Source organism: Streptomyces sp. ISL-100, from assembly GCF_018614615.1.
Lineage (GTDB): Bacteria > Actinomycetota > Actinomycetes > Streptomycetales > Streptomycetaceae > Streptomyces.
In genome coordinates, this window is sequence record NZ_JAGGOK010000027.1 from 93,500 (window position 1) to 117,154 (window position 23,655).

At 70.8% G+C, this 23,655-nt stretch carries 19 protein-coding genes and 1 pseudogene; 7 read left to right on the plus strand and 13 right to left on the minus strand.

From position 1 onward, the window contains the following. Positions 1 to 12: 12 nt before the first annotated feature. Complete coding sequence (locus J7E89_RS12375) at positions 13 to 2,262, plus strand: germacradienol/geosmin synthase (protein ID WP_214972701.1); 2,250 nt, start codon at positions 13 to 15, stop codon at positions 2,260 to 2,262. Between the two features lie 69 nt (positions 2,263 to 2,331). Here J7E89_RS12375 and lepB read toward each other — a convergent pair whose 3' ends face one another. Together lepB and J7E89_RS12385 are read right to left on the minus strand one after the other, a co-directional pair. Next, positions 2,332 to 3,186, minus strand: coding sequence for a signal peptidase I (lepB, locus tag J7E89_RS12380; RefSeq protein ID WP_214972703.1), 855 nt, complete (start codon positions 3,184 to 3,186; stop codon positions 2,332 to 2,334). After that, the gene (locus J7E89_RS12385; protein WP_214972705.1) at positions 3,089 to 3,589 is read right to left on the minus strand and encodes a hypothetical protein; all 501 of its coding nucleotides are present in this window, start codon (positions 3,587 to 3,589) and stop codon (positions 3,089 to 3,091) included. Before J7E89_RS12385 ends, lepB begins: the two co-directional genes overlap by 98 nt. Positions 3,590 to 3,679: 90 nt before the next feature. Here J7E89_RS12385 and J7E89_RS12390 point away from each other — a divergent pair, with 90 nt between their 5' ends. Both J7E89_RS12390 and J7E89_RS12395 read left to right on the plus strand, forming a co-directional pair. Beyond that, a complete protein-coding gene (locus J7E89_RS12390; RefSeq protein ID WP_214972707.1) occupies positions 3,680 to 4,060 on the plus strand; it encodes a PadR family transcriptional regulator in 381 nt (126 codons plus the stop codon). Further along, positions 4,050 to 4,682: a hypothetical protein gene (locus tag J7E89_RS12395; protein WP_214972708.1), complete on the plus strand. Its 633-nt coding sequence runs from the start codon at positions 4,050 to 4,052 to the stop codon at positions 4,680 to 4,682. The genes J7E89_RS12390 and J7E89_RS12395 overlap by 11 nt, the downstream gene beginning before the upstream one ends. Here the strand turns inward: J7E89_RS12395 and J7E89_RS12400 are convergent. From J7E89_RS12400 to J7E89_RS12420, 5 genes are all read right to left on the minus strand, one after another. Continuing rightward, on the minus strand, positions 4,608 to 4,850 hold the full coding sequence (locus J7E89_RS12400) for a DUF397 domain-containing protein (RefSeq protein WP_214972709.1): 243 nt from the start codon (positions 4,848 to 4,850) through the stop codon (positions 4,608 to 4,610). The genes J7E89_RS12395 and J7E89_RS12400 overlap by 75 nt on opposite strands. Before the next feature lie 77 nt (positions 4,851 to 4,927). Next, a complete protein-coding gene (locus J7E89_RS12405; protein WP_214972782.1) occupies positions 4,928 to 6,094 on the minus strand; it encodes a thiolase domain-containing protein in 1,167 nt (388 codons plus the stop codon). After that, a complete protein-coding gene (locus J7E89_RS12410) occupies positions 6,094 to 7,134 on the minus strand; it encodes a thiolase domain-containing protein (protein ID WP_214972784.1) in 1,041 nt (346 codons plus the stop codon). The genes J7E89_RS12405 and J7E89_RS12410 overlap by 1 nt, the downstream gene beginning before the upstream one ends. 8 nt (positions 7,135 to 7,142) lie before the next feature. Beyond that, the gene (locus J7E89_RS12415; RefSeq protein WP_214972710.1) at positions 7,143 to 8,087 is read right to left on the minus strand and encodes a Zn-ribbon domain-containing OB-fold protein; all 945 of its coding nucleotides are present in this window, start codon (positions 8,085 to 8,087) and stop codon (positions 7,143 to 7,145) included. A 26-nt stretch (positions 8,088 to 8,113) separates the two neighbouring features. After that, on the minus strand, positions 8,114 to 8,920 hold the full coding sequence (locus J7E89_RS12420; RefSeq protein ID WP_214972711.1) for a crotonase/enoyl-CoA hydratase family protein: 807 nt from the start codon (positions 8,918 to 8,920) through the stop codon (positions 8,114 to 8,116). A 160-nt stretch (positions 8,921 to 9,080) separates the two neighbouring features. On the opposite strand from J7E89_RS12420, the gene J7E89_RS12425 reads away from it, so the two are divergent. Beyond that, entirely contained in the window at positions 9,081 to 10,709 is a 1,629-nt protein-coding gene (locus J7E89_RS12425; protein WP_214972712.1) for an acyl-CoA synthetase, read from the plus strand. A 42-nt stretch (positions 10,710 to 10,751) separates the two neighbouring features. Here J7E89_RS12425 and J7E89_RS12430 read toward each other — a convergent pair whose 3' ends face one another. Continuing rightward, positions 10,752 to 11,534: a PepSY domain-containing protein gene (locus J7E89_RS12430; RefSeq protein ID WP_214972718.1), complete on the minus strand. Its 783-nt coding sequence runs from the start codon at positions 11,532 to 11,534 to the stop codon at positions 10,752 to 10,754. A 99-nt stretch (positions 11,535 to 11,633) separates the two neighbouring features. Continuing rightward, positions 11,634 to 12,080: an SRPBCC family protein gene (locus tag J7E89_RS12435; RefSeq protein WP_214972720.1), complete on the minus strand. Its 447-nt coding sequence runs from the start codon at positions 12,078 to 12,080 to the stop codon at positions 11,634 to 11,636. A gap of 58 nt (positions 12,081 to 12,138) precedes the next feature. Here J7E89_RS12435 and J7E89_RS12440 point away from each other — a divergent pair, with 58 nt between their 5' ends. After that, positions 12,139 to 13,680 (plus strand): ATP-dependent DNA ligase, encoded by a 1,542-nt coding sequence (locus J7E89_RS12440; protein ID WP_214972722.1) that lies wholly within the window; start codon positions 12,139 to 12,141, stop codon positions 13,678 to 13,680. Between the two features lie 19 nt (positions 13,681 to 13,699). On the opposite strand, the gene J7E89_RS42045 is transcribed toward J7E89_RS12440, so the two are convergent. Beyond that, complete coding sequence (locus tag J7E89_RS42045) at positions 13,700 to 18,271, minus strand: HEAT repeat domain-containing protein (RefSeq protein WP_214972724.1); 4,572 nt, start codon at positions 18,269 to 18,271, stop codon at positions 13,700 to 13,702. 140 nt (positions 18,272 to 18,411) lie between these two features. On the opposite strand from J7E89_RS42045, the gene J7E89_RS12450 reads away from it, so the two are divergent. Next, a complete protein-coding gene (locus J7E89_RS12450) occupies positions 18,412 to 18,609 on the plus strand; it encodes a DUF4236 domain-containing protein (protein WP_214972726.1) in 198 nt (65 codons plus the stop codon). A gap of 1 nt (position 18,610) precedes the next feature. Here the strand turns inward: J7E89_RS12450 and J7E89_RS12455 are convergent, their stop codons facing one another. Together J7E89_RS12455 and J7E89_RS12460 are read right to left on the minus strand one after the other, a co-directional pair. Then, a complete protein-coding gene (locus J7E89_RS12455; RefSeq protein ID WP_214972728.1) occupies positions 18,611 to 18,985 on the minus strand; it encodes a DoxX family protein in 375 nt (124 codons plus the stop codon). Between the two features lie 78 nt (positions 18,986 to 19,063). After that, positions 19,064 to 20,585 (minus strand): annotated as a pseudogene (locus J7E89_RS12460) (alpha/beta fold hydrolase). 143 nt (positions 20,586 to 20,728) lie between these two features. Between J7E89_RS12460 and paaK the strand changes: the two are divergent. After that, the gene (paaK, locus tag J7E89_RS12465; RefSeq protein ID WP_214972730.1) at positions 20,729 to 22,018 is read left to right on the plus strand and encodes a phenylacetate--CoA ligase PaaK; all 1,290 of its coding nucleotides are present in this window, start codon (positions 20,729 to 20,731) and stop codon (positions 22,016 to 22,018) included. Here paaK and J7E89_RS12470 read toward each other — a convergent pair. Beyond that, the gene (locus J7E89_RS12470) at positions 21,987 to 23,525 is read right to left on the minus strand and encodes an acyl-CoA synthetase (RefSeq protein WP_214972732.1); all 1,539 of its coding nucleotides are present in this window, start codon (positions 23,523 to 23,525) and stop codon (positions 21,987 to 21,989) included. The two genes, paaK and J7E89_RS12470, sit on opposite strands and share 32 nt — an antisense overlap. Between the last annotated feature and the right edge of the window lie 130 nt (positions 23,526 to 23,655).

A 23,655-nucleotide genomic window follows, 5' to 3' on the forward strand; every position in this document is an offset into this window, starting at 1 on the left:
GGCCGGACGTACATGGCACAGCAGCCCTTCACCCTGCCGGACTTCTACGTTCCGTATCCGGCGCGGCTCAATCCCCATGTCGACGAGGCCCGTCGGCACACGAGGGAGTGGGCACGCCGGATGGAGATGCTGGAGGGCTCCGGCATCTGGGAGGAGCGCGACCTGGAAGCCCATGACTACGCGCTGCTCTGTGCGTACACCCATCCCGACTGCTCGTCCGACGTACTGGCGCTGGTCACCGACTGGTATGTGTGGGTCTTCTTCTTCGACGACCACTTCCTGGAGACCTTCAAGCGGACCCTGGACCGCGAGGGCGGGAAGCGCTACCTCGACCGGCTGCCGGCCTTCATGCCGATGGATCTGGCGGACGGTACTCCGGAGCCGGGGAATCCGGTCGAGGCGGGGCTCGCGGACCTGTGGGCGCGGACCGTGCCCAGCATGACGGGCGCGTGGCGGGAACGGTTCGCCGAGTCGACCAGGAATCTGCTCAACGAATCCCTGTGGGAACTCTCCAACATGGACGAGGGGCGGATCGCCAACCCCGTCGAGTACATCGAGATGCGCAGGAAGGTCGGCGGCGCGCCCTGGTCGGCGGGGATCGTGGAGTTCGCGTCGAACGCCGAGGTCCCGGCGACGGTGGCCCACTCACGGGCGCTCGGCGTGCTGCGCGACGCCTTCTCGGACGCCGTACACCTGCGCAACGACCTCTTCTCGTACCAGCGAGAGGTCGAGGACGAGCGCGAGAACAGCAATGGTGTGCTGGTGCTTGAGCATTTTCTGGGCTGTACGACGCAGGAGGCGGCCGAGGCCGTCAACGATCTGCTGACGTCGCGGCTCCAGCAGTTCGAGAACACCGCGCTCACCGAAGTCGGGCCGCTCTGCGCCGAGAAGGGCCTCGGCCCCGCCGAGACCGCCGCCGTACTGGCTTACGCCAAGGGGCTGCAGGACTGGCAGTCGGGCGGGCATGAGTGGCACATGCGATCGAGCCGGTACATGAACGGCGGCGGGGCGGCCGCGCAGGCCGCCCCGGCCGCGCCCGGCGAGAGCGGCTGGGGGATGGCGGCGGCAACGATCCACCTCACCCCGCGGGCGGAGGCGGCGCGCTGGCGTCGGCATACCCATGTGCCGTACCAGCACGTCGGTCCGTCCATCGTTCCTGATCTGGACTTTCCGTACGGGCTTCAGCTCAGTCCGCATCTGCCGGGCGCGCGGGACCGGAACATCGCCTGGGCACGGCGGATGGGGATGCTGGAGCCGCAGCCGGGGCGGCCTGCGTCTCATGTCTGGGACGAGCGGCGGGCGCGCAACATCGACCTGCCGCTCTGCTCCGCGGGCCTCCATCCGGACGCGACGCCGGAGGAACTGGATCTGTCGTCGAACTGGCTGACCTGGGGAACGTACGGTGACGATCTTTACCCCGTGATCTACGGGCGCACCCGCGACCTGGCCGGGGCACACGCGGCCAATGAGCGGCTGAGGCTCTTCATGCCGCTGGACGGGGAGCCCACGCCGCAGCCGACCGACGCGATGGAGCGGGGGCTCGCCGACCTGTGGGAGCGGACGGCGGGGCCGATGGACGAGGCGTCGCGGCGCACGTTCCGCAAGTCGGTCGACGACATGATCGCGAGCTGGGAGTGGGAGCTGGCCAATCAGGCGCTGCACCGCATTCCCGACCCCGTGGACTACATCGAGATGCGGCGGTTCACCTTCGGCGCGGACATGACGATGCGGCTGTGCCGGCTGTCGCACGGAGACCGGGTGCCCGACGACATCTACCGGAGCGGCCCCATCCGCTCGCTGGAGAACTCCGCCGTCGACTACGCCACGCTGATCAACGACCTTTTCTCGTACCAGAAAGAGATCGAGTACGAGGGCGAGGTGCACAACGCCGTCCTGGTGGTGCAGAACTTCTTCGGGGTCGACTATCCGACCGGAGTCGACATGGTGCACGAGCTGATGAAGGGACGGATGCAGCAGTTCCAGCATGTCATCAAGGTCGAACTGCCCGTCCTTTACGACGACTTCGCGCTGGACGCCGAGGCACGCAACGTACTCGACGGCTATGTGCGTGAGCTTCAGGACTGGATGGCCGGGATCCTGAACTGGCACCACAAATGCGTCCGTTACCACGACGAGGACCTGCGGGGCGGCACCGGTGGCACGAGCGGCACCCCGTGGCAGCTGAGCGGCCCTACGGGGCTGGGTACTTCGGCCGCACAGATCGTCACCCTGCTGGGGAGGCCGGCTGCGGCGCACACGTAGCTCCCACCCGGCCACAGGTGAACAGGCCGCCGCGTACGGCCTGTTCACCCACGGCGGGCTGAGGCTCGGTCAGCGTCGGGCGTCGATGCCCGACTGCTCGAAGGTGCCGGGCACCGGCAGGTTGTCCAGCCGGCCGAGCGGCCAGGCGACCATGACCGCGCGCCCCACCACGTCGTCCACCGGCACCATGCCGGCGCCGGGCTCGTGCTGGTGGTAGCGGGAGTCGCCGGAGGCCTGCCGGTGGTCGCCCATCACCCAGATGTGGCCGGCGGGCACCGTGACCTTGAACTGCCCGTCGTCGTCCGTGCTGCACGCCGTGTTCCCAGGGAAGACGTACGGCTCGTCGAGCGCCTTGCCGTTGACCTTCAGCGGACCCGTGCCCTCGCACTCCACCGTGTCGCCGCCGACTCCGACGACCCGCTTGATCAGGTCCTTCTCCTCGGCCGACGGCATCAGCCCGATGAAGCTGAGCGCCTCCTGGACGACGTTCGTCTCAGGAATCGGCTCGTTCTTGAGCCAGTCGCCCGGGTCGTGGAAGACGACGACCTCACCGCGCTCCGGCTCGGAGCCGAACCAAGGGGTCAGCTTGTCGACGAGGACGCGGTCGCCCTTGAGGAGGGTGTTCTGCATGGAGTCCGAGGGGATGGAGAACGCCTGCAGCAGGAACGTCTTGATCAGCAGCGCCAGCAGCAGCGCGATCCCGACGAGAAGCGGGAATTCCTTCCAGAAGGGGCGCTGCTTCTTCACCTTCGAATGCTGGATTTGCTGCGCGTCCGGTGCCCCGACTGCCACATCTCCCACAACCACTCCTCGCCTCACAGGGTCCTCAGCCCTGCTGGAACAGCTCCGCGGGCAAGGGCTTGAGCAGCGCGTACAGGTCGTCGGTGATCGGCCGGTCCCAGCTGGCGATAGTGACGAGCACATTGTCGCTGCGGTCGAACTGTACGCAGGAGATGCGGGTTTCGGAGAGCTTGATACGCCGCACGATGAGTAGATTGTCACCTTGCATGACCGGCATGTCCTCGCTGCCGGTCACCTCGACGGGCTCGTCGTTCTCGAGCGCCACGAGCAGCTGCGCCACCTCGAAGGGCACCTGGCCCTCCTCGAGCTCCCTGGCGGGCGAGCCCTCGGGCAGGTTGCCGATGATCATCGCGGGGCCCCGGCCGCCGAACAGGTCGTAGCGCAGGAAGACACCCTGGCAGCTGCCGTCGGGCGCGGGCAGCAGGCCCGCTCCGAGGTTGCCCGGCCAGTCGCCCGGGTCCATGGCCAGGACGTCGAATTCCGGGCCCGCGGGCGTGGCGGAGGGGCGGCGGCGGAGGAAGGACATGTCGCCATGGTACGTGGCCCGGGGGCCCTTCCGGCGTCGGGGCACGGCAGTGTCTTGCGCCGCAAGATAGCCCGCACTATCTTGTACCGCATGACAGAGAAGCTGCCCGCCGCCGCAGGTGACCAGCGGCGCAGTCAGCTTCTGCGTGGCGTGCTCGACCTGTGCCTGCTCGCGCTGATCGCCGAGCGGCCGCGTTACGGCTATGAGTTCGTCGAGGCTCTCGCCGCGACCGGGCTCGATCTGGTCAGCGAAGGCAGCATCTATCCGCTGCTGGCCCGGATGGAACGAACGGGTCTCGTGGACACCTTCCGCGCCCCTTCGGCCACGGGCGGCGCGCCGCGCAAGTACTACCGGCTGACCGACGAGGGGCGGGCCGAACTGACCGTCGGCCGCGCCGCCTGGCAACACTTCTCCGAGGCGGTCGGGCGGACCCTGAACAACGACCCGGGGGAAACACACCATGACGCGTGAGCACGTAGTGGCCATATGCAAGAGCAACTGGGAGTACCGCGGCATCGACGACGCCTCCGTACGGGAGATGCTCGACGAGCTCTCCGCACACCTGGACGACGCCGCGGCGGCCGGGCGTGACGCGAAGGACGTCGTCGGGGAGGACGTGAAGTCCTTCGCCGCCGCCTGGGCCCGGGCACGCAAGCCGCTGCGTCAGCGGGCACTGCGCATGGCGGCGCTGATCCCGTGCGTCTTCGGCCCGATGCTACTGCTCTCACACTTGCTGCACTGGTCGTACGAGCGGCCCGTCATCCCGAGCCGCCTCGTCTTCTGCGCCGTCCTCGCGATTGTCGTGGTCACCTGGGAGATACGGCGCGGGAGCCTCGGGTTCAGAAAGCTGTTGCTCGTCCAGCTGCTGATCGGGCTCCCTGCCACCTTCCTCACGGCCTGGCTGACCGGTGACGATCCGCTCTTCGAACTGCCACTGTGGGTCCCTCTGCTGATGATGGTTCCCGGCCTGCCGTACCTCGTCGCCGACTGCCGGGCCAAATCGGAGAGCTCAACAGGCTCAGGTCAGATCGAAGGCGCCGTCCCGCGCGTTCAGGACGAAGGCTCGCCACTCGGCCGGATTGAAGATCAGTGACGGGCTGCCGGGGGCAGCGGCATTGCGCATCGCGATGAATCCCTCGACGAACGCGATCTGAACGTCGCCCGCCCCCTGACTGCCCGACTGCCAGTCCGCTTTGCTCAGGTCCAGCTGCTCCGGCTTGTCCCAGCCCGTAACCCGCTGCGCAGTGATGCTCTCGGCCACGTCCCTGCTCCTCCCGGTTCGTCGTCCGCCGGTCAGCCTAGCGATCGTCCCCGGCGACGGACAGGCCGCGACGGCTCTCACCCGGTGGGCGGTTCGGCGCCGACCAGCCACATGGAGAAGAACTGGGCGCCGCCGCCATAGGCATGGCCCAGGGCCCTGCGGGCGCCGTCGACCTGGTGCTCTCCGGCCTGTCCGCGCACCTGGAGGGCGGCCTCGGCGAAGCGGATCATGCCGGAGGCGCCGATGGGGTTGGTGGACAGGACACCGCCGGACGGGTTCACGGGCAGGTCACCGTCGAGTTCCGTGACGCCGGACTCGGTGAGCTTCCAGCCCTCCCCCTCGGCGGCGAAGCCCAGGTTCTCCAGCCACATCGGCTCGTACCAGGAGAAGGGCACGTACATCTCGACGGCGTCGATCTCCCGGCGCGGATCGGTGATGCCCGCCTGGCGGTAGACGTCGGCGGCGCAGTCCTTGCCCGCCTGTGGGGAGACGAAGTCCTTGCCGGCGAAGAGGGTGGGTTCGCTGCGCATCGCGCCGCCGTGCACCCAGGCGGGCGGGTGCGGTGCGCGGGCGGCGCCGGCCCGCCCGGTGAGGATCATCGCGCACGCGCCGTCGGAGGAGGGGCACGTCTCGGAGTAGCGGACGGGGTCCCAGAGCATCGGCGAGGCCTGGACCTTCTCAAGGGTGATGTCGGGCTCGTGGAGGTGGGCGTATGGGTTCTTGAGGGCGTTGCGGCGGTCCTTGTACGCGACGACGGAGCCCACGGTGTCGGGTGCGCCGCTGCGGCGCATGTACGCCCGGATGTGCGGCGCGAAGAAGCCGCCGGCCCCGGCGAGCAGCGGCTGCTGAAACGGGACGGGCAGGGACAGGCCCCACATCGCGTTGGACTCGGACTGTTTTTCGAAGGCGAGGGTGAGCACCGTGCCGTGGACGCGGGCGGCGATCAGGTTGGCGGCGACGAGGGCGGTGGAGCCTCCGACGGAGCCCGCCGTGTGGACGCGGAGCATGGGCTTGCCGACGGCGCCCAGCGCGTCCGCGAGGTAGAGCTCCGGCATCATCACGCCCTCGAAGAAGTCGGGGGCCTTGCCGATGACGACGGCGTCGATGTCCGCCCACGTCAACCGGGCGTCGTCCAGGGACCGCTGGGCGGCTTCGCGCACGAGACCGGCGATGGAGACGTCGCGGCGGGCGGCGACATGCTTCGTCTGGCCGATGCCTACGACGGCGACGGGCTCCTTGGTCATCATTCCCCCTCCAGGACGGCGACGAGGTTCTGTTGCAGGCAGGGCCCCGAAGTGGCGTGCGCGAGCGCCCGGTCGGACTCTCCGCGGTGAATACGGGCCGCCGCCTCGCCGAGCCTGATGAGTCCGGCCGCCATGACGGGGTTGGCGGCGAGCGCCCCGCCGGACGGGTTGACGTTCACGTCACCGCCCAGGCGCAGGGCCTTGCGCAGGACGACCTCCTGGGAGGTGAAGGGCGCGTGCAGCTCGGCGGTGTCGACGGGCCGTTCGAAGGCCCCGGCCCGCTCGGCTGCCTGCCGGGCCGACGGGGAGTCGGTGAGGTCGCGTACGCCCAGGCTGTGCGCCTCGATGCGGTGGTCCATGCCGCGGATCCAGGCGGGTCGCTCGCACAGCCGGCGCGCGGTGTCGCCCGCCGCCAGGATCACCGCGGCCGCGCCGTCGCCGATGGGCGGGCAGTCGCCCGTACGCAGCGGCTGTACGAGGTACTCGCCGGCGGGGACGGATCCGCCGAGCTGGGCGTGCGGATTGGCCGCGGCGGCGGTACGGCTGCGGGCCGCGACCGCCGCGAGGGCGGGCTCGTCGGTGTCGCCCGCGTCGATCAGCGCCTGCGCCTGGAGCGCGGCGAGGGACACGGAGTCCGGCCAGAGGGGGGCGACGTAGTACGGGTCGAGCTGGCGGGTCAGTACGTCGCGGAGCTCGCCGGGTGACGACTTGCCGTACGCGTAGACGAGCGCGGTGTCGGCCTCGCCGGTCAGGAGCTTCACCCAGGCCTCGTACAGCGCCCAGGCGCCGTCCATCTCCACATGGGACTCGGAGATCGGCGGCCAGGCGCCCACACCGTCGAGCGCCATGGTGAAGGAGAAGGCGCGGCCCGCGAGGTAGTCGCTCGATCCGGAGCAGGTGAAGTCGATGTCGCTGGTCTTCAGGCCGGTGCGCCCGAGCACGTCGTGCAGCACCGGCATCAGCATCTCGACTTCCGAGACCTCGTCGGTGCAGCGGAGGTGATCGGTCTGCGCGAATGCCACGATCGCGATCTCACGCATCCCGGGCATCAGATCAGCTCCTTGTACGCGTCGTAGTCGGCGTCCGGTTCGCCGGTGGGCCGGTAATGGTCGGGATAGCGGCCGCCCTCGGTCCACACCGGCTCGACGCGCAGACCCATCCGCACCTGGTCGTACGGGATGCCGCCGATCCGGCCGTGCAGGGCCAGGTCGGCGCCGTCGAGTGCGATGTGCCCGTAGACGTACGGGACTTCGATGTCGAGATTGCGCGCCTTGATGTTGACGATGCAGAAGGTGGTGACGGTGCCGCGGGGGCCGACCTCGACCCGCTCGGCGGTCGCGATGCCACAGGTGGGGCAGGCGCCGCGGGGCGGGACGTACACCTTGCGACAGGAGGGGCAGCGCTCACCGACGGTGCGCTGCTCGGCGAGCGCGTTGATGTAGTCGGTGGGGGCGCGGCCGGGGCTGTACGTGTAGTCGAGGCGGGCGGGGGTGGTGATGCCGGTGACAGGGTCGGCGAAGCCGCCGTCGTGCGGGGCCGCCGGCCCGCTGTTCTCGCTCTCGTACGGCTCGAAGCAGGCGATGTCGGTGATGGCTCCCGTACGTTCGCCGGCCCAGCGGACGCGGACGCGCATGCCGGTGCGTACGGCGTCGGGGCCCGGCGCGTCCAGAACGTGCAGGAGGGCGGTGTCGGCGCCGTCGAGCTTCACCAGGACCCAGGCGAAGGGCGTTGCGAGGGGCTGGTCCCGGCGCGGGGCCGGGTTCCAGGCCCAGGTGGTGACGGTGCCCGTGGGGGCGACTTCGACCAGGTCGCGGATCTCTTCGGCGGTCACCGGGTCGTACTCGACGGGCGGCACGAGCACCCCGCCGCCGGCGGTCTTCACGCCGAGGACGACGCGCTCGCGAAGTCCGGTGAGGAAGGCGCTCTGTACGGGGCCGAGGGAGCGGGTGAAGGGGAACTCGACAACGAGCGGGGCACTGAGGACTTCGGGCATGTACGGCTCCTTCTCAGGCTTCCTTCTCAGGCGCGCCGGTAGAGTGGATCGCGTTTCTCGGCGAAGGCGCGGGCGCCCTCCTTCGCGTCGGCGGTGTCGAAAATGGGCCAGCCACGCTTGAGTTCGGCCGCCAGGCCTTCGGTTTCGGTCATCTCCGCCGTCTCGTACACCGACGCCTTGATCGCCTCGACGGCGAGCGGGCCGCAGGCGTTGATCTGCCCGGCGATGGCGAGGGCCTTGTCGAGGGCGGTGCCGTCGGGGACGACATGGCCGACGAGTCCGATGCGCTCGGCTTCCGCCGCCGGGTACGGGCGACCGGTGAGCAGCATCTCCAGGGCGTGGGTGCGCGGAATCTGGCGCGGCAGGCGTACGGTCGAGCCGCCGATGGGGAACAGCCCCCGCCTGGCCTCGAAGAGGCCGAAGGTGGCGCTTTGTCCGGCGACGCGGATGTCGGTGCCCTGGAGGATCTCCGTACCGCCTGCTACGCAGTAACCCTCGACAGCGGCGACGACCGGTTTGCGGGGGCGGTGGTGGCGCAGCATCGCCTTCCAGTGAAGGTCGGGGTCGGCCTTCATCCGCTCGCGGTACTGGTCACCGCCCATGCCCCGGTCGCCCGCGAGAGCTTTGAGATCCATACCGGCGCAGAAGTCGCCGCCCGCGCCGGTCAGCACGACGGAGCGGATCTCGTCGTCCGCGTCGGCGGCGAGCCAGCCGTCGTACAGCCCTACAAGCATCGGCAGCGACAGCGCGTTCTTCGCCTCCGGCCTGTTCAAGGTGAGCACCAGCGTGGCGCCTTCGCGCCGCACGGTGAGGTGTTCCGTACCACCACCCATTTGACTGCCTCCCGTCTCAGGAACGAGAACAGGTTGCAGTAGGGCGGCGCCCACTTCAATAGCTTTCTGACAGTCAGTCAGATTTATTCGGCGCAGCCCCTTCCCACTTGTGGCGCCGTTTGCTCTGATGAGAATTCCGCAGCCTGGGTCAGGAGGAACGGTGGAGTACAACCTTGCCGACCTGTTCGAGTCGGTCGTCGACGCGGTTCCGGACCGTGAGGCGCTCGTGTACGCCGACCATCCCGGTACGGGCGCGGAGCGCAGGCTCACGTACTCCGAGCTGGACGCGGCGGCCAACCGCATCGCCCACCATCTGATCGACGCGGGCGTGAAGCCCGGCGAGCACCTGGGGCTGCACCTCTACAACGGCATCGAATACCTCCAGACCGTGCTGGCCTGCCTGAAGGCGCGCGTCGTTCCCGTGAACGTCAACTACCGCTATGTGGAGGAGGAGCTGGTCTACCTCTACCGCGACGCGAACCTGGTGGCGCTGGTCTTCGACGCCGAGTTCACCGAGCGGGTCGCGGCCGCCCTGCCGCAGACGGACAAGCTCCGGCATCTCGTACGGGTCGGTACGCCGACCGGCGGCACGCCGGAGCCCGCGGTCCTGCCGGTGCCGTTCGCGGAGGCCGAGGCGTCGGGGGCGGCCGGCCGGGGGTTCGGGCCGCGCTCGGCCGACGACCAGTTCATCATCTACACCGGTGGCACGACCGGCATGCCGAAGGGGGTGATGTGGCGCCAGGAGGACCTGTTCTTCGCCGGGCTCGGCGGCGGCGCGCCCACCGGCGATCCGGTGAAGTCCCCGCAGGAGCTGGCGGAGCGGGTGGCGGCCGGCGGCGACGGGATCACTTTCTTCCCCACTCCTCCGCTGATGCACGGCACGTCGACGCTCACCGCCTTCATCGGGTTCTTCTTCGGCCAGCGCGTCGTCGTCCACCGGAAGTTCGCGCCCGAGGAGGTGCTGCGGACGATCGAAAAGGAGAAAGTGACCAGCGTGTCGCTGGTCGGCGACGCGATGCTGCGGCCGCTGATCGACGCGCTGAACGGCCCGATGAAGGGCACCGACTGCTCGTCGCTGTTCAGCGTCTCCTCGTCGGGCGCGATCATGTCGGAGACGGTGCGTGAGCAGTTCCAGGCGCTGGTGCCGCATGTGATGCTGCTGAACAACTTCGGGTCGTCCGAGTCCGGCTTCAACGGCACGGCGACGGACGACTCGGGTCCCGGCAAGGGGTTCAGGCTGCGCGTCAACTCCCGTACCGCCGTGGTGGATCCGGCGACGTACGCCCCCGTCGCACCCGGCGAGGTGGGCCGGATCGCGCAGCGCGGGCATGTCCCGCTGGGCTACTACAACGACCCGAAGAAGACCGCCGAGACCTTCTTCGAGGCGGGCGGCGAGCGGTGGGTGCTGCTGGGCGACATGGCGACGGTGGACGAGGAGGGCATCGTTACCGTGCTCGGCCGGGGCTCGCAGTGCATCAACACCGGCGGCGAGAAGGTGTACCCGGAGGAGGTCGAGCAGGCGCTCAAGTCCCATCCGGATGTGTACGACGCGCTGGTGGCCGGCGTACCGGACGAGAAGTGGGGCAATCGGGTGGCGGCCGTGGTGCAGCTGCGCGACGGCGCGGACGCCCCTGGCCTGGACGCCATCCAGGCTCACTGCCGCACCCGGCTCGCGGGGTACAAGATTCCCCGCCAGATGGTGATCACCCCGGAGATACAGCGCTCGCCGAGCGGCAAGGCGGACTACCGATGGGCCCGTACCGTCGCGGCGGGCTCCGGGGGCCGTTAGGAGGCTGCCGGTCGCCCACCGCGTCCGGTGGGACGCGACGTGTCAGTCGCGGTCGACGTCCTCGCTCAGAACTTCGCCGGTCGTCGCGTCGATGTCGTACGTGGTCTTGTTCCAGTCGTCGGTGGTCACGACCTCGACGGACCAGATGACGTCACCGCTGTCGGCGTCATCCAGCTCCATGGAGGTGACCGTGCCCTTCTTCCGGTCGGTGGCGGCCTTGGCCACCTGCTCCGGAGTCTGCTTGATCTTGGTGAGCCATTCGGCCCGTTCCGCCTTGTCGTCGGCGTCCTGACCCGCGTCCGTCCGCGCCCGGATCACGTCACCGGACGCTGCGTCGATGCGGACGGTGTGCTCCGTGCCGTCCTTCTCCGAGACCTCCGCGACCCATACCGCACCACGGGCGCCGGGGCTCGGGCTGCCAGTGGGACTCGGGCTCGGACTCGGGCTGCCGGTGGGGCTGGCGGTGGGGCTGGCGCCACGGGGCGAGCGCTTCAGCTCGATCGAGAGCAGCGTGCTTCCCGACACCTCGCCCACCGCCGTGGCGGCCGCCTTGTCTGCCGTCACCTTGGCGGTCGTGACCAGGGCCTTGCGCGCGGCCTGGTCCTCGGTGAGCCGGGCGGAGCCCGTGGGGCTCGGCGAGGGGGTCTGCCGCACCTCCGGCTGCCCGGCGGCGGCGCGGGCCGTCTTGTCGTCGCCGCTGTTCCCGCAGCCACTCAGGAGCGCGGCGGCTGCGGCGGCGGCTGCGACGTACAGGACGCCGGCAGTACGGACACGTCGGGCACGCGGGGTGCTAGCGCGGTACACAGGAATGGGCTGAAGGTTCATGACCGCACGATTAACCTCCCGGCCGTCCTCGCATGTCGTCCGACCGCGAGAGTCACCCGATCGCACGGCCGTTCGCCGTCCCGGTCCGGGCGGTGGCGGTTACCTGCCGGGCTGCGAGCCGAGCAGGCCCTTGACCGCCCGGCCGAAGACCATCCCGCCCGCGAGCTCGATCACCCCGTCGAGCGCCCGGGGAAGCCCCCGCAGCCGCAGGTCCTCAGTCCAGACGACGACGGCCCCGCCCGGAGCCGGGCGTACGTCGATCTCGGCCCACCCGAGAACCACCGCGCCCCGCTTCTCCAGCCGGCAGTGCCCGGAGCCGCCTCTCTCCGGCGGATCCCAGGCCACGACCTCCATGCGGTCGTCGAAGCCGAGGCGCCGCAGGCCCGTGCGGGCCACGAGCACCGTCCCCACGGCCGTCGGCGGCGGGGTGGTGACGGTGATGCGGGTGAGCGGGACCTGGGCGGCGTGGTCTTCCCACACGGTCAGGCGCCGCCATGCCTCGTCGACGGAGAGCGGTGTTCGGCGTTCGATACGGAAGAGGGCCACAGCCCGACCATAGGGCTGAGGGGCGGCGGGACGGCGGGCAGCGTTGCAGGATGGGGGCATGCTGCTGGCCACACTCGCCCGGGTGTCGCGGGAGATCGCCTCGACGTCCGCGCGCTCGCGCAAGACCGCGCTGCTGGCGGAGCTCTTCCGCAGCGCCGGGCCCGACGACGTACCGATCGCGATCCCCTATCTGGCGGGCCGCCTCCCCCAGGGTCGCATCGGAACCGGCTGGAGTCTGCTGCGGGAGCCCGTCACCCCTGCCGCTGAACCCACGCTGACCGTGCGTGAGGTGGACGCGGCGCTGACCGCGTTCGCGGGCGTCGCCGGGCCGGGCGCGCAGGCGGAGCGGGGGCGGCTGGTGCGGGAGCTGATGGGGGCGGCGACCGACGAGGAGCAGCAGTTCCTGTTCGGGTTGCTCACGGGTGAGGTGCGGCAAGGGGCGCTGGACGCGCTGGCGGCGGAAGGGCTGGCCGCGGCGGCGTCGGTGCCCGCCGCCGATGTGCGGCGGACGGTGATGCTGAGCGGTTCGCTGGTGGCGGTCGGTCAGGCGCTGCTGGCGGGAGGGCCCGCGGCGCTCGCGGAGTTCAGCCTCCAGGTGGGCCGCGCCGTGCCGCCGATGCTGGCGCATCCCGGGCAGAGCGTCGGCGCGGCGGTCGGCAAGCTGGGGCCCTGCGCGGTGGAGGAGAAGCTGGACGGCATCCGGGTGCAGGTGCACCGCGACGGCACCCGGGTACGCGTCTTCACGCGCACCCTGGACGACATTACGGACCGCGTACCGGAACTCGCTTCCGTCGCCGCTGACTTGACCGGTGACCCGTTCATTCTCGACGGCGAGGTCATCGCGTTCGACGCGGAAGGAAGGCCTCTCCCGTTCCAGGACATCGCGGGCCGCGTCGGCTCCCGCCTCGACGTGGCGGCCGCGCGGGAGGCGCTTCCCCTGTCCCCCGTCTTCTTCGACGTACTGGCGCTCGACGATGAAGTCCTCCTGGACCTGCCGTACGCGGACAGGTACGAGCGGCTGGCGCGGCTGGTGCCCGAGCCGATGCGCGTACGCCGGACGGTGGTGACCGGCCCCGACGACGCGCCGCAGGCCGAAGACTTCCTGGCGCAGACACTGGAGCGCGGCCACGAAGGGGTGGTGCTCAAGGCGCTGGCCGCTCCGTACCAGGCCGGGCGGCGCGGCACGTCGTGGCTCAAGGTGAAGCCCGTACACACGCTCGATCTGGTGGTTCTGGCCGCCGAATGGGGACACGGCCGGCGGACCGGCAAGCTCTCCAATCTGCATCTGGGCGCCCGGCGGCCGGACGGTACGTTCGCCATGCTCGGGAAGACCTTCAAGGGACTCACCGACGCGATGCTGGACTGGCAGACGCAGCGCCTGCTGGAGCTGGCCACCGGCGACAGCGGCCATGTGGTGACCGTACGTCCAAAACTCGTCGTCGAGATCGCGTACGACGGGCTTCAGCGGTCCACGCGCTACCCGGAGGGCGTGACGCTGCGCTTCGCGCGCGTGGTGCGCTACCGGGAGGACAAGCCGGCCACTGAGGCGGACACGGTCGAGACCGTCCTGGCGACGGGTCCGGTGCGGGCCCCGGACTGAACGGCCGTACTCGGCTGGCCTAGGGCCTGTCGTCGGCGGACGTGATCCGGGTGAGCAGGTCCGTATAGAGGGACCGTTTGTCGGGGCGGGCGTGGTCTGCGGCGTGTCTGAGAGCAGGGACGACCGACGCGCCCATCCGGGTCAGTCCCTCGCGTGCTGCCTTGCGGACGACGGGATGTGAGTGCGTGAGCATGTCGATCACGGTGGGGATCGCGGGTTCCCAGGCGGCGTGGCAGAGCGTCCGGACGGCCAGGCGCGCCACGTCGGGCTGGGGGTCGTCCAGCAGGACCGCCGTGTGGTGCATGTGGGCCGGCCGGCCGAGCATCGCCCGCGAGGTCCGGTGGGCGTGGAGACGGACCTTGGGCCTCGGGTGCTTCAGCAGCTCACCGATCAGCAGCCGCAGCGCGGGGTCCTGGTCCGGGGCTGGCCCGTGGTGCTCCTCGGCCAGGCGGTTGAGTGCGCGGCGTATCTGCTCGGCGTCACCCGTGCGGGCCAGGTTCAGGAGGTCCTCCCGGGACGGACGATCCGCAGGGCCGGGCGCCGTTCGTGCGCGCTCGCGCAGCTCGGCCAGTACGGCGGCGTCCCGCTGTTCGGCGTCCGGGCCGCGCAGCGGGCCGTCGACGAACCGGAGCCGGTCCGCCAGGTCGTCGCGCCCTGCGGCGCGCAGCCGCCGGTTGACCCGGTCCAGTTGGGGAGTGCGCAGCAGTGGACGGCCGGCGAGCAGGTCCAGGAGCCCCCAGGCGCCTGCGTCAATGCGGTCGGCAAGGGCTGCCGCCAGCATGTCCGCGGGGACACCGTTCAGGGCTTGTCCGGCTTCCGGGCGGATGGCGGGCGGGCCGTGCTCCCACCATCGCAGCAGCAGGGGCAGGAGCGGCCGCAGGCCCTCCGGGTCGTCGAGTCGCCGGGCCGCGAAGACCACTCTGCCGGGCAGGATTTCGTCGCTCGTAAGTTCCGTCTCGCTGAAGGAGTTCAGCGTGCGGGCCAGACCGGCGTTGACGGGCACTGTGACACTGCCCCGGAGAAACGCTCGCAGCACGTGACGGGCGATCTCGGGCTCCGGCCACTTCGCGAGCGTCAGGGCGGCGGCGTCCCGGCGGTCCGGGGCCGCGGCGTTCAGCATGGCCAGCAGGCGCTCTCGCTGTGCGGCGGAACGTGGCTGGTCGAGATCGTCAATGTGCACGAGTCGCGGAGCCGGTGCGTCGGTTGTCTCCGTGATGGTCCAGGCCGGTGCGTCGAGGGGCTGAAGAACCGTCATCCAGTCGAGGAGAGCGTCGCGGACGTCCGGACCAGCGGCCGTATAGGCGTCGATCAGGGCGCGCAGCCGGTCCCGTGAGCCCGGAGCGTCGTCGGCTGGTGCGTTGCGGCGGAATTCCTCCAGGCCGCTGGGCGTACGTACCGCCTCGCGCAGCCGGGTCCCCCATGCCTCGGCCTCTGTCCCGGCCGGAACCGGTGGGCGCGGAACGGCGAAAGCGTCACGCAGTACGACCGTCTCAGCCTGCCACGGGTTAGCACCGAGCCGGACGGCGGCCAGGGCGCGGTCGAGGTCGGTGCGGACCAGTACCGCGCCACATCGTCGCAGCAGCGGCAGGACGGACCGGCCCCCGGCGGCCTCGGCGGGCAGTGCGCGTACCGCGTCCGTCACCGACAGCTTCTCGACGGCCGGCAGGATCGGCGCGACCTCTTCCAGCAGCGTGACGAGGTCGTGCCCGTGCCCGCCCCGAGCGTCGGTGAGCCCGTCGAGCAGGACGTGAACGAACCGGGCGAAGGTCGCCAGTTCGCCGGCCGACCGCGGTGCGGGGCACAGCCTGAGCGTGAGCCCCAGTACGCGACTTCGTGCGGTGCCTGCGGAGTTGGGCGCGGAGCCCGCCAGGCGCAGCCAGTCCGCCAGCATGGGCCGCAGTTCCCGGAGGCGGTCGGGGTGCGGCGGCTCGTGCCGGTCCGCGATGCGCAGCGCGACCGAGGAGTTCCAGCCTTCGGTCAGCAGCGACGCGACTTCGGGGTCCTTTCCGTTCTCGTCCGGATCGGGCTCCGGCTGCGGTTTCCGGGCCGCGGGTACGGTGATGCCGTGTCTGGCCAGCGGTACCGCCAGATCCGCGATCGTCCCGGAGGCGAGAGCCACCCGCCCGGCCGCCACCAGGGCGAGCAGCGTCGGTGCGACCGGTGATGCCTGGCCGTCCAGGGCGAGAACCGAACGCGCCGGCAGTACGCCGTCGAGGCCGGCCAGGAGCAGTTCGCGCGTGCGGCTGTCCTCGCCGCGTTCGGCGGCGGCGAGGAGGGTCGCCGCGTATGCGGCGCCGAGTATCCCGCGCAGCGCTTTGACGAGCGTGGCGCGCAGGCCCGGATTGTCGTGGTGCCCGAGCCAGAAGAGCAGGGCGGGCGCCGCCGCCGCTGTGCCCGCCCGGGCAAGGACCTCGGCGGCGGTCTTTTTGACGTTCATGTTCGGGTGGCTCAGACATGCGGCGATCGCGGCGGATGCCCAGCCTGCCCGCGCCTGACCGAGGGCCAGGAGCGCCTGCCGTACGGTCTGGATGTCGTGGGCGGCGGTCAGGGTGATCAACGTCGCTGACAACGCCTGGGCATCGTGTCCCGTGGCGTCCTGGGCGAGCAGCGCGATGACGCGCTTGCGCACATGCCGGTCACGGGAGCGCAGCAGTCGGTGCACTCGCGGGCGGGTGCGCGGGCTGGGGGCGTCGAGCAGCATGCCGAGCAGAATCGACTGCTCGCCGCCGGACAGCCCGGGCCGGTCCAGCAGATCCAGCGCCACGGTCGCGACGAGGGCGTGACCGGCCTCCGGCGCATCGGCGGCGTCGAGCAGGCAGGCCGGTCTGATCTTCCCCCGCTCGTGGAGGCGGCAGCCCAGTGCGTACAGGGCGTCAATCACCTCCTGAGGCACTGCGGGTTCGCCGGCCGGCTCTCCACTGGCGGGCGGCCGGGTGTCGGCGCCGCCCGGCTCCGATACCGCCGCCTGCTCGCGCACAACGGCGAGCAGCAGGTCGGATACGAGCGGCAGCGTGCGGGCGCCACCGTGGGCCGCCAGCCGACACAGGGCCTCCACCGGTTTGTCCGGGTCCAAGTGGGAACTGAGGAGGGCCAGTTCCCGCTCATCGGGGGCGCCCAGATCGGTCGCGATGCGGGCCGGCAGATCGGCTGGGTCGAGACGGACGAGGATGCGGTGCCGCTGGTGCGGCTCGTGGCTCAGATGCCACAGGACCTCAAGGGCCTGGTTCCGTACGGCGCGAAGGTGCGGCACGATCACACCCTCGCCCTCGCCCGGGGCCGTGTCCGGCCCCCCGTCCGGCGGCAGGCCGAGCCCTTCGGCCAGCGCCGTCACCGTCCGGTGCCCGCCCATGGCCTCCAGAGCGTTCAGGGCCGCCAAGGGTGCCGAGGGCAGGAGGTCGATCACGGCGTCTTCGGCCTCGGCGTGGCGCAGCCGACGGATCGCGTCGAGGAACGGCCCGGGTGAGGGAGACAGGCGAAGCACTCGCGTGATTTCCTCCCCGATCGGCAGTTCCCCCGGCCCCTGCCCGGCGAGGGCGACCAACAGGGCGAGCCGCCGGGGCCAGCTCGGATCGTCGGCGGCCACGTCCACCAGCAGCCGGAACATCACCTGGCGGCAGGTGAAAAGGACCGTCGCGATCTCGTCCGGGGCGATGGTGTGGTCGGCGAGCGCCAGGCCGACGATGGACCGGACGGCCCGGTCGTCCGGGAAGTGCCCGCGCCGGTGGAGACCGCGCAGGCAGGTCACCGCCGGCCCGCCGAGCAGCAACGGGTCTTGTGCGGCGAGGGTCGTCAGTTCACCGATGTCGCCGCGTTCGGCCAGGTCGCCGAGCAGCTCCAGGGCCCGCCGCCGAAGACGTGGCGGCAGGTCCGGATTCTCGACAGCCTGCCGCATTACGTCGCGGTGACCGTGATGGGCAGCGGCCGCGAGCGCGGCGTCGGCCGCCCCGGGACGTGTGGCCGCCGGGCTCGCGGCGAGAAAGGAGGCCAGGAGTTCAGACGGCAAGGGGTGCTGCGCGGCCCATGGTTGGGTGAGTTCGCCCAGTGCGGCGGCCACGACTTCGGCGCTGTCGGCGCCGAGCAGGCCGACCAGGTGTTCGCGGACGAGCGCGGGGGCCAGCAGTCCGGCGTGCAGTCCCTGCCGGGCCAGCCGCAGCGCCTCGGCCTGGAGCACGGGGTCGCCGCTGCCCGCCAGCTCGGCCACGAGGGGGTTGGGCCGGTGCGCACTCGTGACGCTCGCCTGCCGCACGGCCTGGTAGAGGAGTTCGCCCGGAAGCTCCTGCCGCACCACCGTCGGTTCGTTGAGCAACTCGGCGCGTAGCCAGGCGATCCGTACCTTTACCGGCAATGCGGCCGTACGCCACGACAGCGGGGGCGGTCCGCCGATGAGGGGCCCCAGTCGCTCGTACAGCCCGGCCAGGACGAGCGCCGCCTCCGGCGACTCCACCATGGGTCCCGCCATCAGCCCCGCCAGTTCAGCGAGTTCCCGCTCGTCGGGGGTGGCGCCCGACGCGACTCGTTCTCCCAGCAGCGCGAGACGCCGGACGACGGCCGGGGGGAAGGTTTCGGTGGGTTCGTCCGTCGGCGTGGTCACGGTCGGATCCTAAGCAGGCCAGTTTCCGTTCCACCAGCGAGATTCGGCGGGGCGGAGGCAGGCGGGAGGCGGCATGGCGCGGGCGGGACGGGAAACCCGTACAGCAACCCATCCCGTCCCACCCCAGGAGGACGTCACACATGCCGATCACATTCCGCAAGAGCTTCCGGATCCTCCCGGGGGTGCGGCTGAACATCAACCGCCGCTCCTGGTCCATCACCACGGGCGGCAGGAACGGCCCCCGGCGCACCACCAGCAGTACGGGCCGCCGCACCACCTCGGTGGATCTGCCCGGCCCCTTCGGCTGGCGCAAGACCACGCGCACGCACCGGCGTTGAGTCAGCGGGCGGCTTCCCGCCCCACCTTGGCGGCCCAGAGCACCAGCGGGACCTGGAGCGGGAGCCGCGCGTAGGCGAGGGCCCTGAGCGGGGCGGGCTTGTGGCGCCAGTCGTACGCCATCTTCACGTTGGCCGGGAACACGCCCGCGAAGAAGCACGCGGCGGCGACCGCGCTGACCTGCCGCGTACGGGGCACGGCGAGACCCGCCGCAAGCAGCAGCTCGGCGACGCCGCTCGCGTGCGTCCACGCGCGGGGGCTTCCCGGCAGCACCTCGGGCACGATCGCGTCGAACTGCTTTGGCGCCACGATGTGGGCGGCGCCCGCTGCGGCGAGGAGACCCACGAGAAGACGCGCGGAACGGTCGGTAGCGGTCAACGTGAGCCTCCTGGGCGGTCGTGGCAGTCCGGCAGCATGATTATTACCAGTCGGTACGCCGCATTGCTAGACATTGCGTCAGTAACAGCCGGCCGTCTTGAGCTCCGCGAGGAACGCCTCGGGCTCATGATGGATGTGATGGCCCGCGTCGATGGTCACCAGGCGGCAGCCGGGAATCAGTTCCGCCATCCGCGCGAGCCTGTCCTGCGGCAGGTGGCTGGTGGAGCCGCCGGCTATCAGGAGAGCGGGCGCGGTGATGCCTGCCAGCCCCTCGGACCAAGCCGGGTCGGGATCGTTGTACTGCGCGTCCGTCGCCGGCACGACCTCCCAGTCGAAGTCGAGTTCCTCGTCCGTACGGCGGGGAACCGGTCGCCGCGGGTCAGCGGGAAACGGCGGCGGCGGGTCCTCCAGCACGAGCAGCCCGATCCGCTCCGGATACGCCTGGGCCACCAGCGAGGCGACCGAGCCGCCCATGGAGTGCCCGACGAGGGCGACACGGTCCAGACCGAGCGCGTCGAGGAACGCCCGTACGTCGTCGCGCATCCGGGGGTACGTGTAGCTGCCCGGCCAGTCGCTCATCCCGTGCCCGCGCAGGTCCGGGGCGTACACCCGGCGGGTGGCGGCGAGCCGCTCCGCGATGTGCGTCCAGTGGGCGCTGTTCCCGGACCTGCCGTGCAGCAGTACGACGGGCGGCGCGGCGGGGTCTCCCCAGGCGCGGTACGCGATCCGGACGCCGTTCGCCCGTACGCTCCGCAGCCCGGCGTCGAAGAAGGCGCCGACGGTACGGGCGAACCAGCCCGGGTCGTCGAGCCACGGGAAGTGCCCGCCGCCGGGCTGGACGGCCAACTCGGCGTCGGGGAAGAGGGCGGCGATCTCGGCGGCACGCTCCGGGGTGGGCACGCCGTCGCGTTCCCCGGCGAGCACGAGAACGGGCACTGCGAGCGCCGCCAGCGCGGTGCGCGTCGCCGGCGGGTCGAACGTGCTCTCCGTGGCGAACACCGTTGCCGCCGCCCGGTTGAGCTGCTGCGGACTTGCCGCGGCGTGCGCCTGTGCGGCCGCGTCCCAGCGTCCGTAGAAGAACGGGTACGCCGAGCCGGCCGTGTCGACGCCGCGCAGCTGTGCGTCGAGGGCGGCGTAGGCCTCTTCGAACCACGGCTCGCCCTTTCGCAGCCGCGCCGCCGCCAGCCGGTCCTCGGGTGTCACCGGCAACCCCCGCGGCCCACGCGGTCGGCGTGACGAGCGCCAGGCGGCGGACGCGGCCGGGGTGGGCAGCGGCGTACAGCATGCCCAGATTGCCCGCCGCCGAGTGCGCCAGCACGTCCATCCGCTCCAGGCCCAGATGCTCGCGCAGCGCCTCGACGTCGGCGACCAGCCGCTCGCAGCGGTACGTCGAAGGGTCGGCCGGGACAGCGGAGCCGCCGGTGCCGCGCAGGTCGAGGAGGACGAGCTGACGGTGCGCGGAGAGTCCTCCCAGGTCACCGAGGTAGGCGGAGGCGCGCATGGCGCCGCCGGGGAGGCAGATCAGAGGCTCTCCCTCGCCCACGACGTGGTAGGCGAGCTCGGTCCCGTCGTACGCGCTGAATGTCCCCGTGGCCCTCATGCACAAGATCATTACAACTGCTGGTCGCCCAAGGCAATGCTTTTCTCTTGACGCCCGACCGGGCTCCTGGATTACTGGCCCCCAGAGGATCAACCGAATGATCGGTTGTCCGGTCGGTGCGGGAGAGTCATGGAGAGTCACTTATGACGGTTCTGCTGGACGCGGCGGAGGAGCTCGGCCGCGAGGAGCTCGGCGCGCTGCAACTGGAACGGCTGCGGGCGACTCTGCGGCACGCGTACGAGAACGTCCCGTTCTACCGGCAGTCGTTCGACAAGGCATGCCTGCGTCCCGACGACTGCCGGTCGCTCGCCGACCTCGCCCGCTTCCCCTTCACCGTCAAGACCGATCTGCGCGACAACTACCCCTTCGGCATGTTCGCCGTTCCCGAGTCCGACATCCGGCGCATCCACGCATCGAGCGGTACGACGGGCCGCCCGACGGTCGTCGGCTACACCGAACGCGACCTGGACATGTGGGCCGACATGGTCGCCCGCTCGATCCGCGCGGCGGGCGGCCGCCCCGGCCACAAGGTGCATGTGGCGTACGGATACGGCCTGTTCACCGGCGGCCTCGGCGCGCACTACGGGGCCGAGCGCCTCGGCTGCACCGTCATCCCGGCGTCCGGCGGCATGACCGCGCGTCAGGTGCAGCTGATCCAGGACTTCAGGCCCGAGGTCATCATGGTGACGCCCTCCTACATGCTGACGCTGCTCGACGAGTTCGAGCGCCAGGGCGTCGATCCTCGTACGACATCCATCAAAGTTGGCATCTTCGGCGCCGAGCCGTGGACCGAGGAGATGCGGCGCGAGATCGAGGAGCGGTTCGCGATCGACGCCGTCGACATATACGGGCTGTCGGAGGTCATCGGCCCGGGAGTGGCCCAGGAGTGCGTGGAGACCAAGGACGGTTTGCACATTTGGGAGGACCACTTTTTTCCGGAGGTCGTCGATCCCGTCACGGGTGAGGTGCTGCCGGACGGCGAACAGGGCGAGCTGGTCTTCACCTCGCTCACCAAGGAGGCCATGCCGGTCATCCGTTACCGCACCCGCGACCTCACACGGCTGCTCCCGGGAACGGCGCGTCCCGGCTTCCGGCGGATGGAGAAGGTCACCGGCCGCAGCGACGACATGGTCATCCTGCGCGGCGTGAACCTCTTTCCCACCCAGATCGAGGAGATCGTGCTGCGTACGCCCGGTGTCGCCCCGCACTTCCAGCTGCGGCTGACCCGCGAGGGCCGGATGGACCGGCTGACCGTACGGGCGGAGGCGCGGGCGGGGGCCACCGGGGATCAGCGGGCAGCAGCCGAGGCGTCCATCGCGACCGCCGTGAAGGACGGCATCGGCGTCTCGGTCGGGGTCGAGGTCGTCGACCCCGAGACGCTGGAACGGTCGGTGGGCAAACTCAAGCGGATCGAGGATCTGCGGACGAGGTGAACGAACCGAAGCGGTCCCGCAACTCGCGCTTGAGGATCTTCCCGCTGGCGTTGCGCGGCAGCTCGTCCACGAACAGCACCCGTTTCGGGGCCTTGAAGTGGGCGAGCTTCTCCCGCGCGTACGCGAGGAGTTCGGCCTCGGTCACCTCGCCGCGCGGCACGACGACGGCGGTGACGGCCTCGATCCAGCGCTCGTCGGGAAGCCCTACGACCGCGGCCTCCGCGACGCCGGGGTGAGTGTAGAGCGCGTCTTCGACCTGCCGGGAGGCGACCAGCACGCCACCGGAGTTGATGACGTCCTTCACTCGGTCGACGACGGTGAAATACCCCTCCGCGTCCCGTACGGCCAGGTCGCCGGAGTGGAACCAGCCGTCGCGGAAGGCCTCGGCACTCTCCTCCGGCTTGTCCCAGTACCCCTCGCACAACTGCGGTGAGCGGTAGACCACTTCGCCCGCCGTCCCGTCCGGGACCTCCTTGCCGCTCTCGTCGACGACCATCGCCTCGACGAAGAGGACGGGCCGCCCGCACGAGTCCATCCGCCCTTCGTGCTCGTCGGGTCCGAGGACGGTGGCGAGCGGGCCGATCTCGCTCTGCCCGAAGCAGTTGTAGAAGGCGAGCCCCGGCAGGCGCGTACGAAGCCTTTCCAGCACGGGTACGGGCATGATCGACGCCCCGTAGTACGCCTTGCGCAGCGCCCCGAGGTCGCGGGTGGGGAATTCCGGGTGGTTGGAGAGGCCGATCCAGACGGTCGGGGGCGCGAAGAGACTGTCGGCCCGTCCCGCTTCCACCAGGTCGAAGATCTGTGCCGCATCAGGCGCGTCGAGGATGGTGTTCTCTGCGCCGACGGCAAGGTACGGCAGCAGGAACACGTGCATCTGCGCGGAGTGGTAAAGCGGCAGGGAGTGCACGGGCCGGTCGCCCGCCTTCAAGTCCAGGGCGGCGATGGCACTGACGTACTCGTGCACGAGCGCCCGGTGGGTCATCATGGCGCCCTTGGGCAGGGCGGTGGTGCCTGATGTGTAGAGCAGCTGGACGAGGTCGTCCGACTGCGGGGCCCGTGCGGGCTCGAAGGGCCGCGGGGTGTCGAGCGCGCTCAGCAGTGAGTCGTCGCCGTCGCCGTCGCGAAGGAGGCGTACGGGAAAGCCCTCCGGGACGCGGCCGGTCAGGTCCGGGTCGGTGAGGACGAGTGCACTGCCCGACTGGCCGAGGATGTACGCCAGGTCCTCGCCGGTGAGGTTCTGGTTCACCGGGACGTGGACGAAGCCGGCCCGGGCGCAGGCGAGGAAGCCGATCAGGTACGCGTCGGAGTTGTGGCCGTACGACGCGACCCGGTCGCCGGGGCGCAGGCCGTGGGCGCTCAGCCACGCCGCCGCGGTGGAAACCGCCGCGTCCAGGCCGGCGTACGTCCAGGTGCGGCCGGAGTACCGGAGTGCGGTGCGCTCCGGGGTCCGGCGGGCGCTGCGGCGCACGATCCCGTCGACTGTGCTGCTGCGTACGTCTGTCGTCATGGCGCGATCCTGGGTCGCGGTGTTGACCGGGGTCAAGGGGCCGAACGGGCCTGGACGGCCCTGGGCAGTGACGGGATGCGGCTGGATACCGAACGGGATGTTGACATGAGCGCGCCCTGCTGCGTGCATG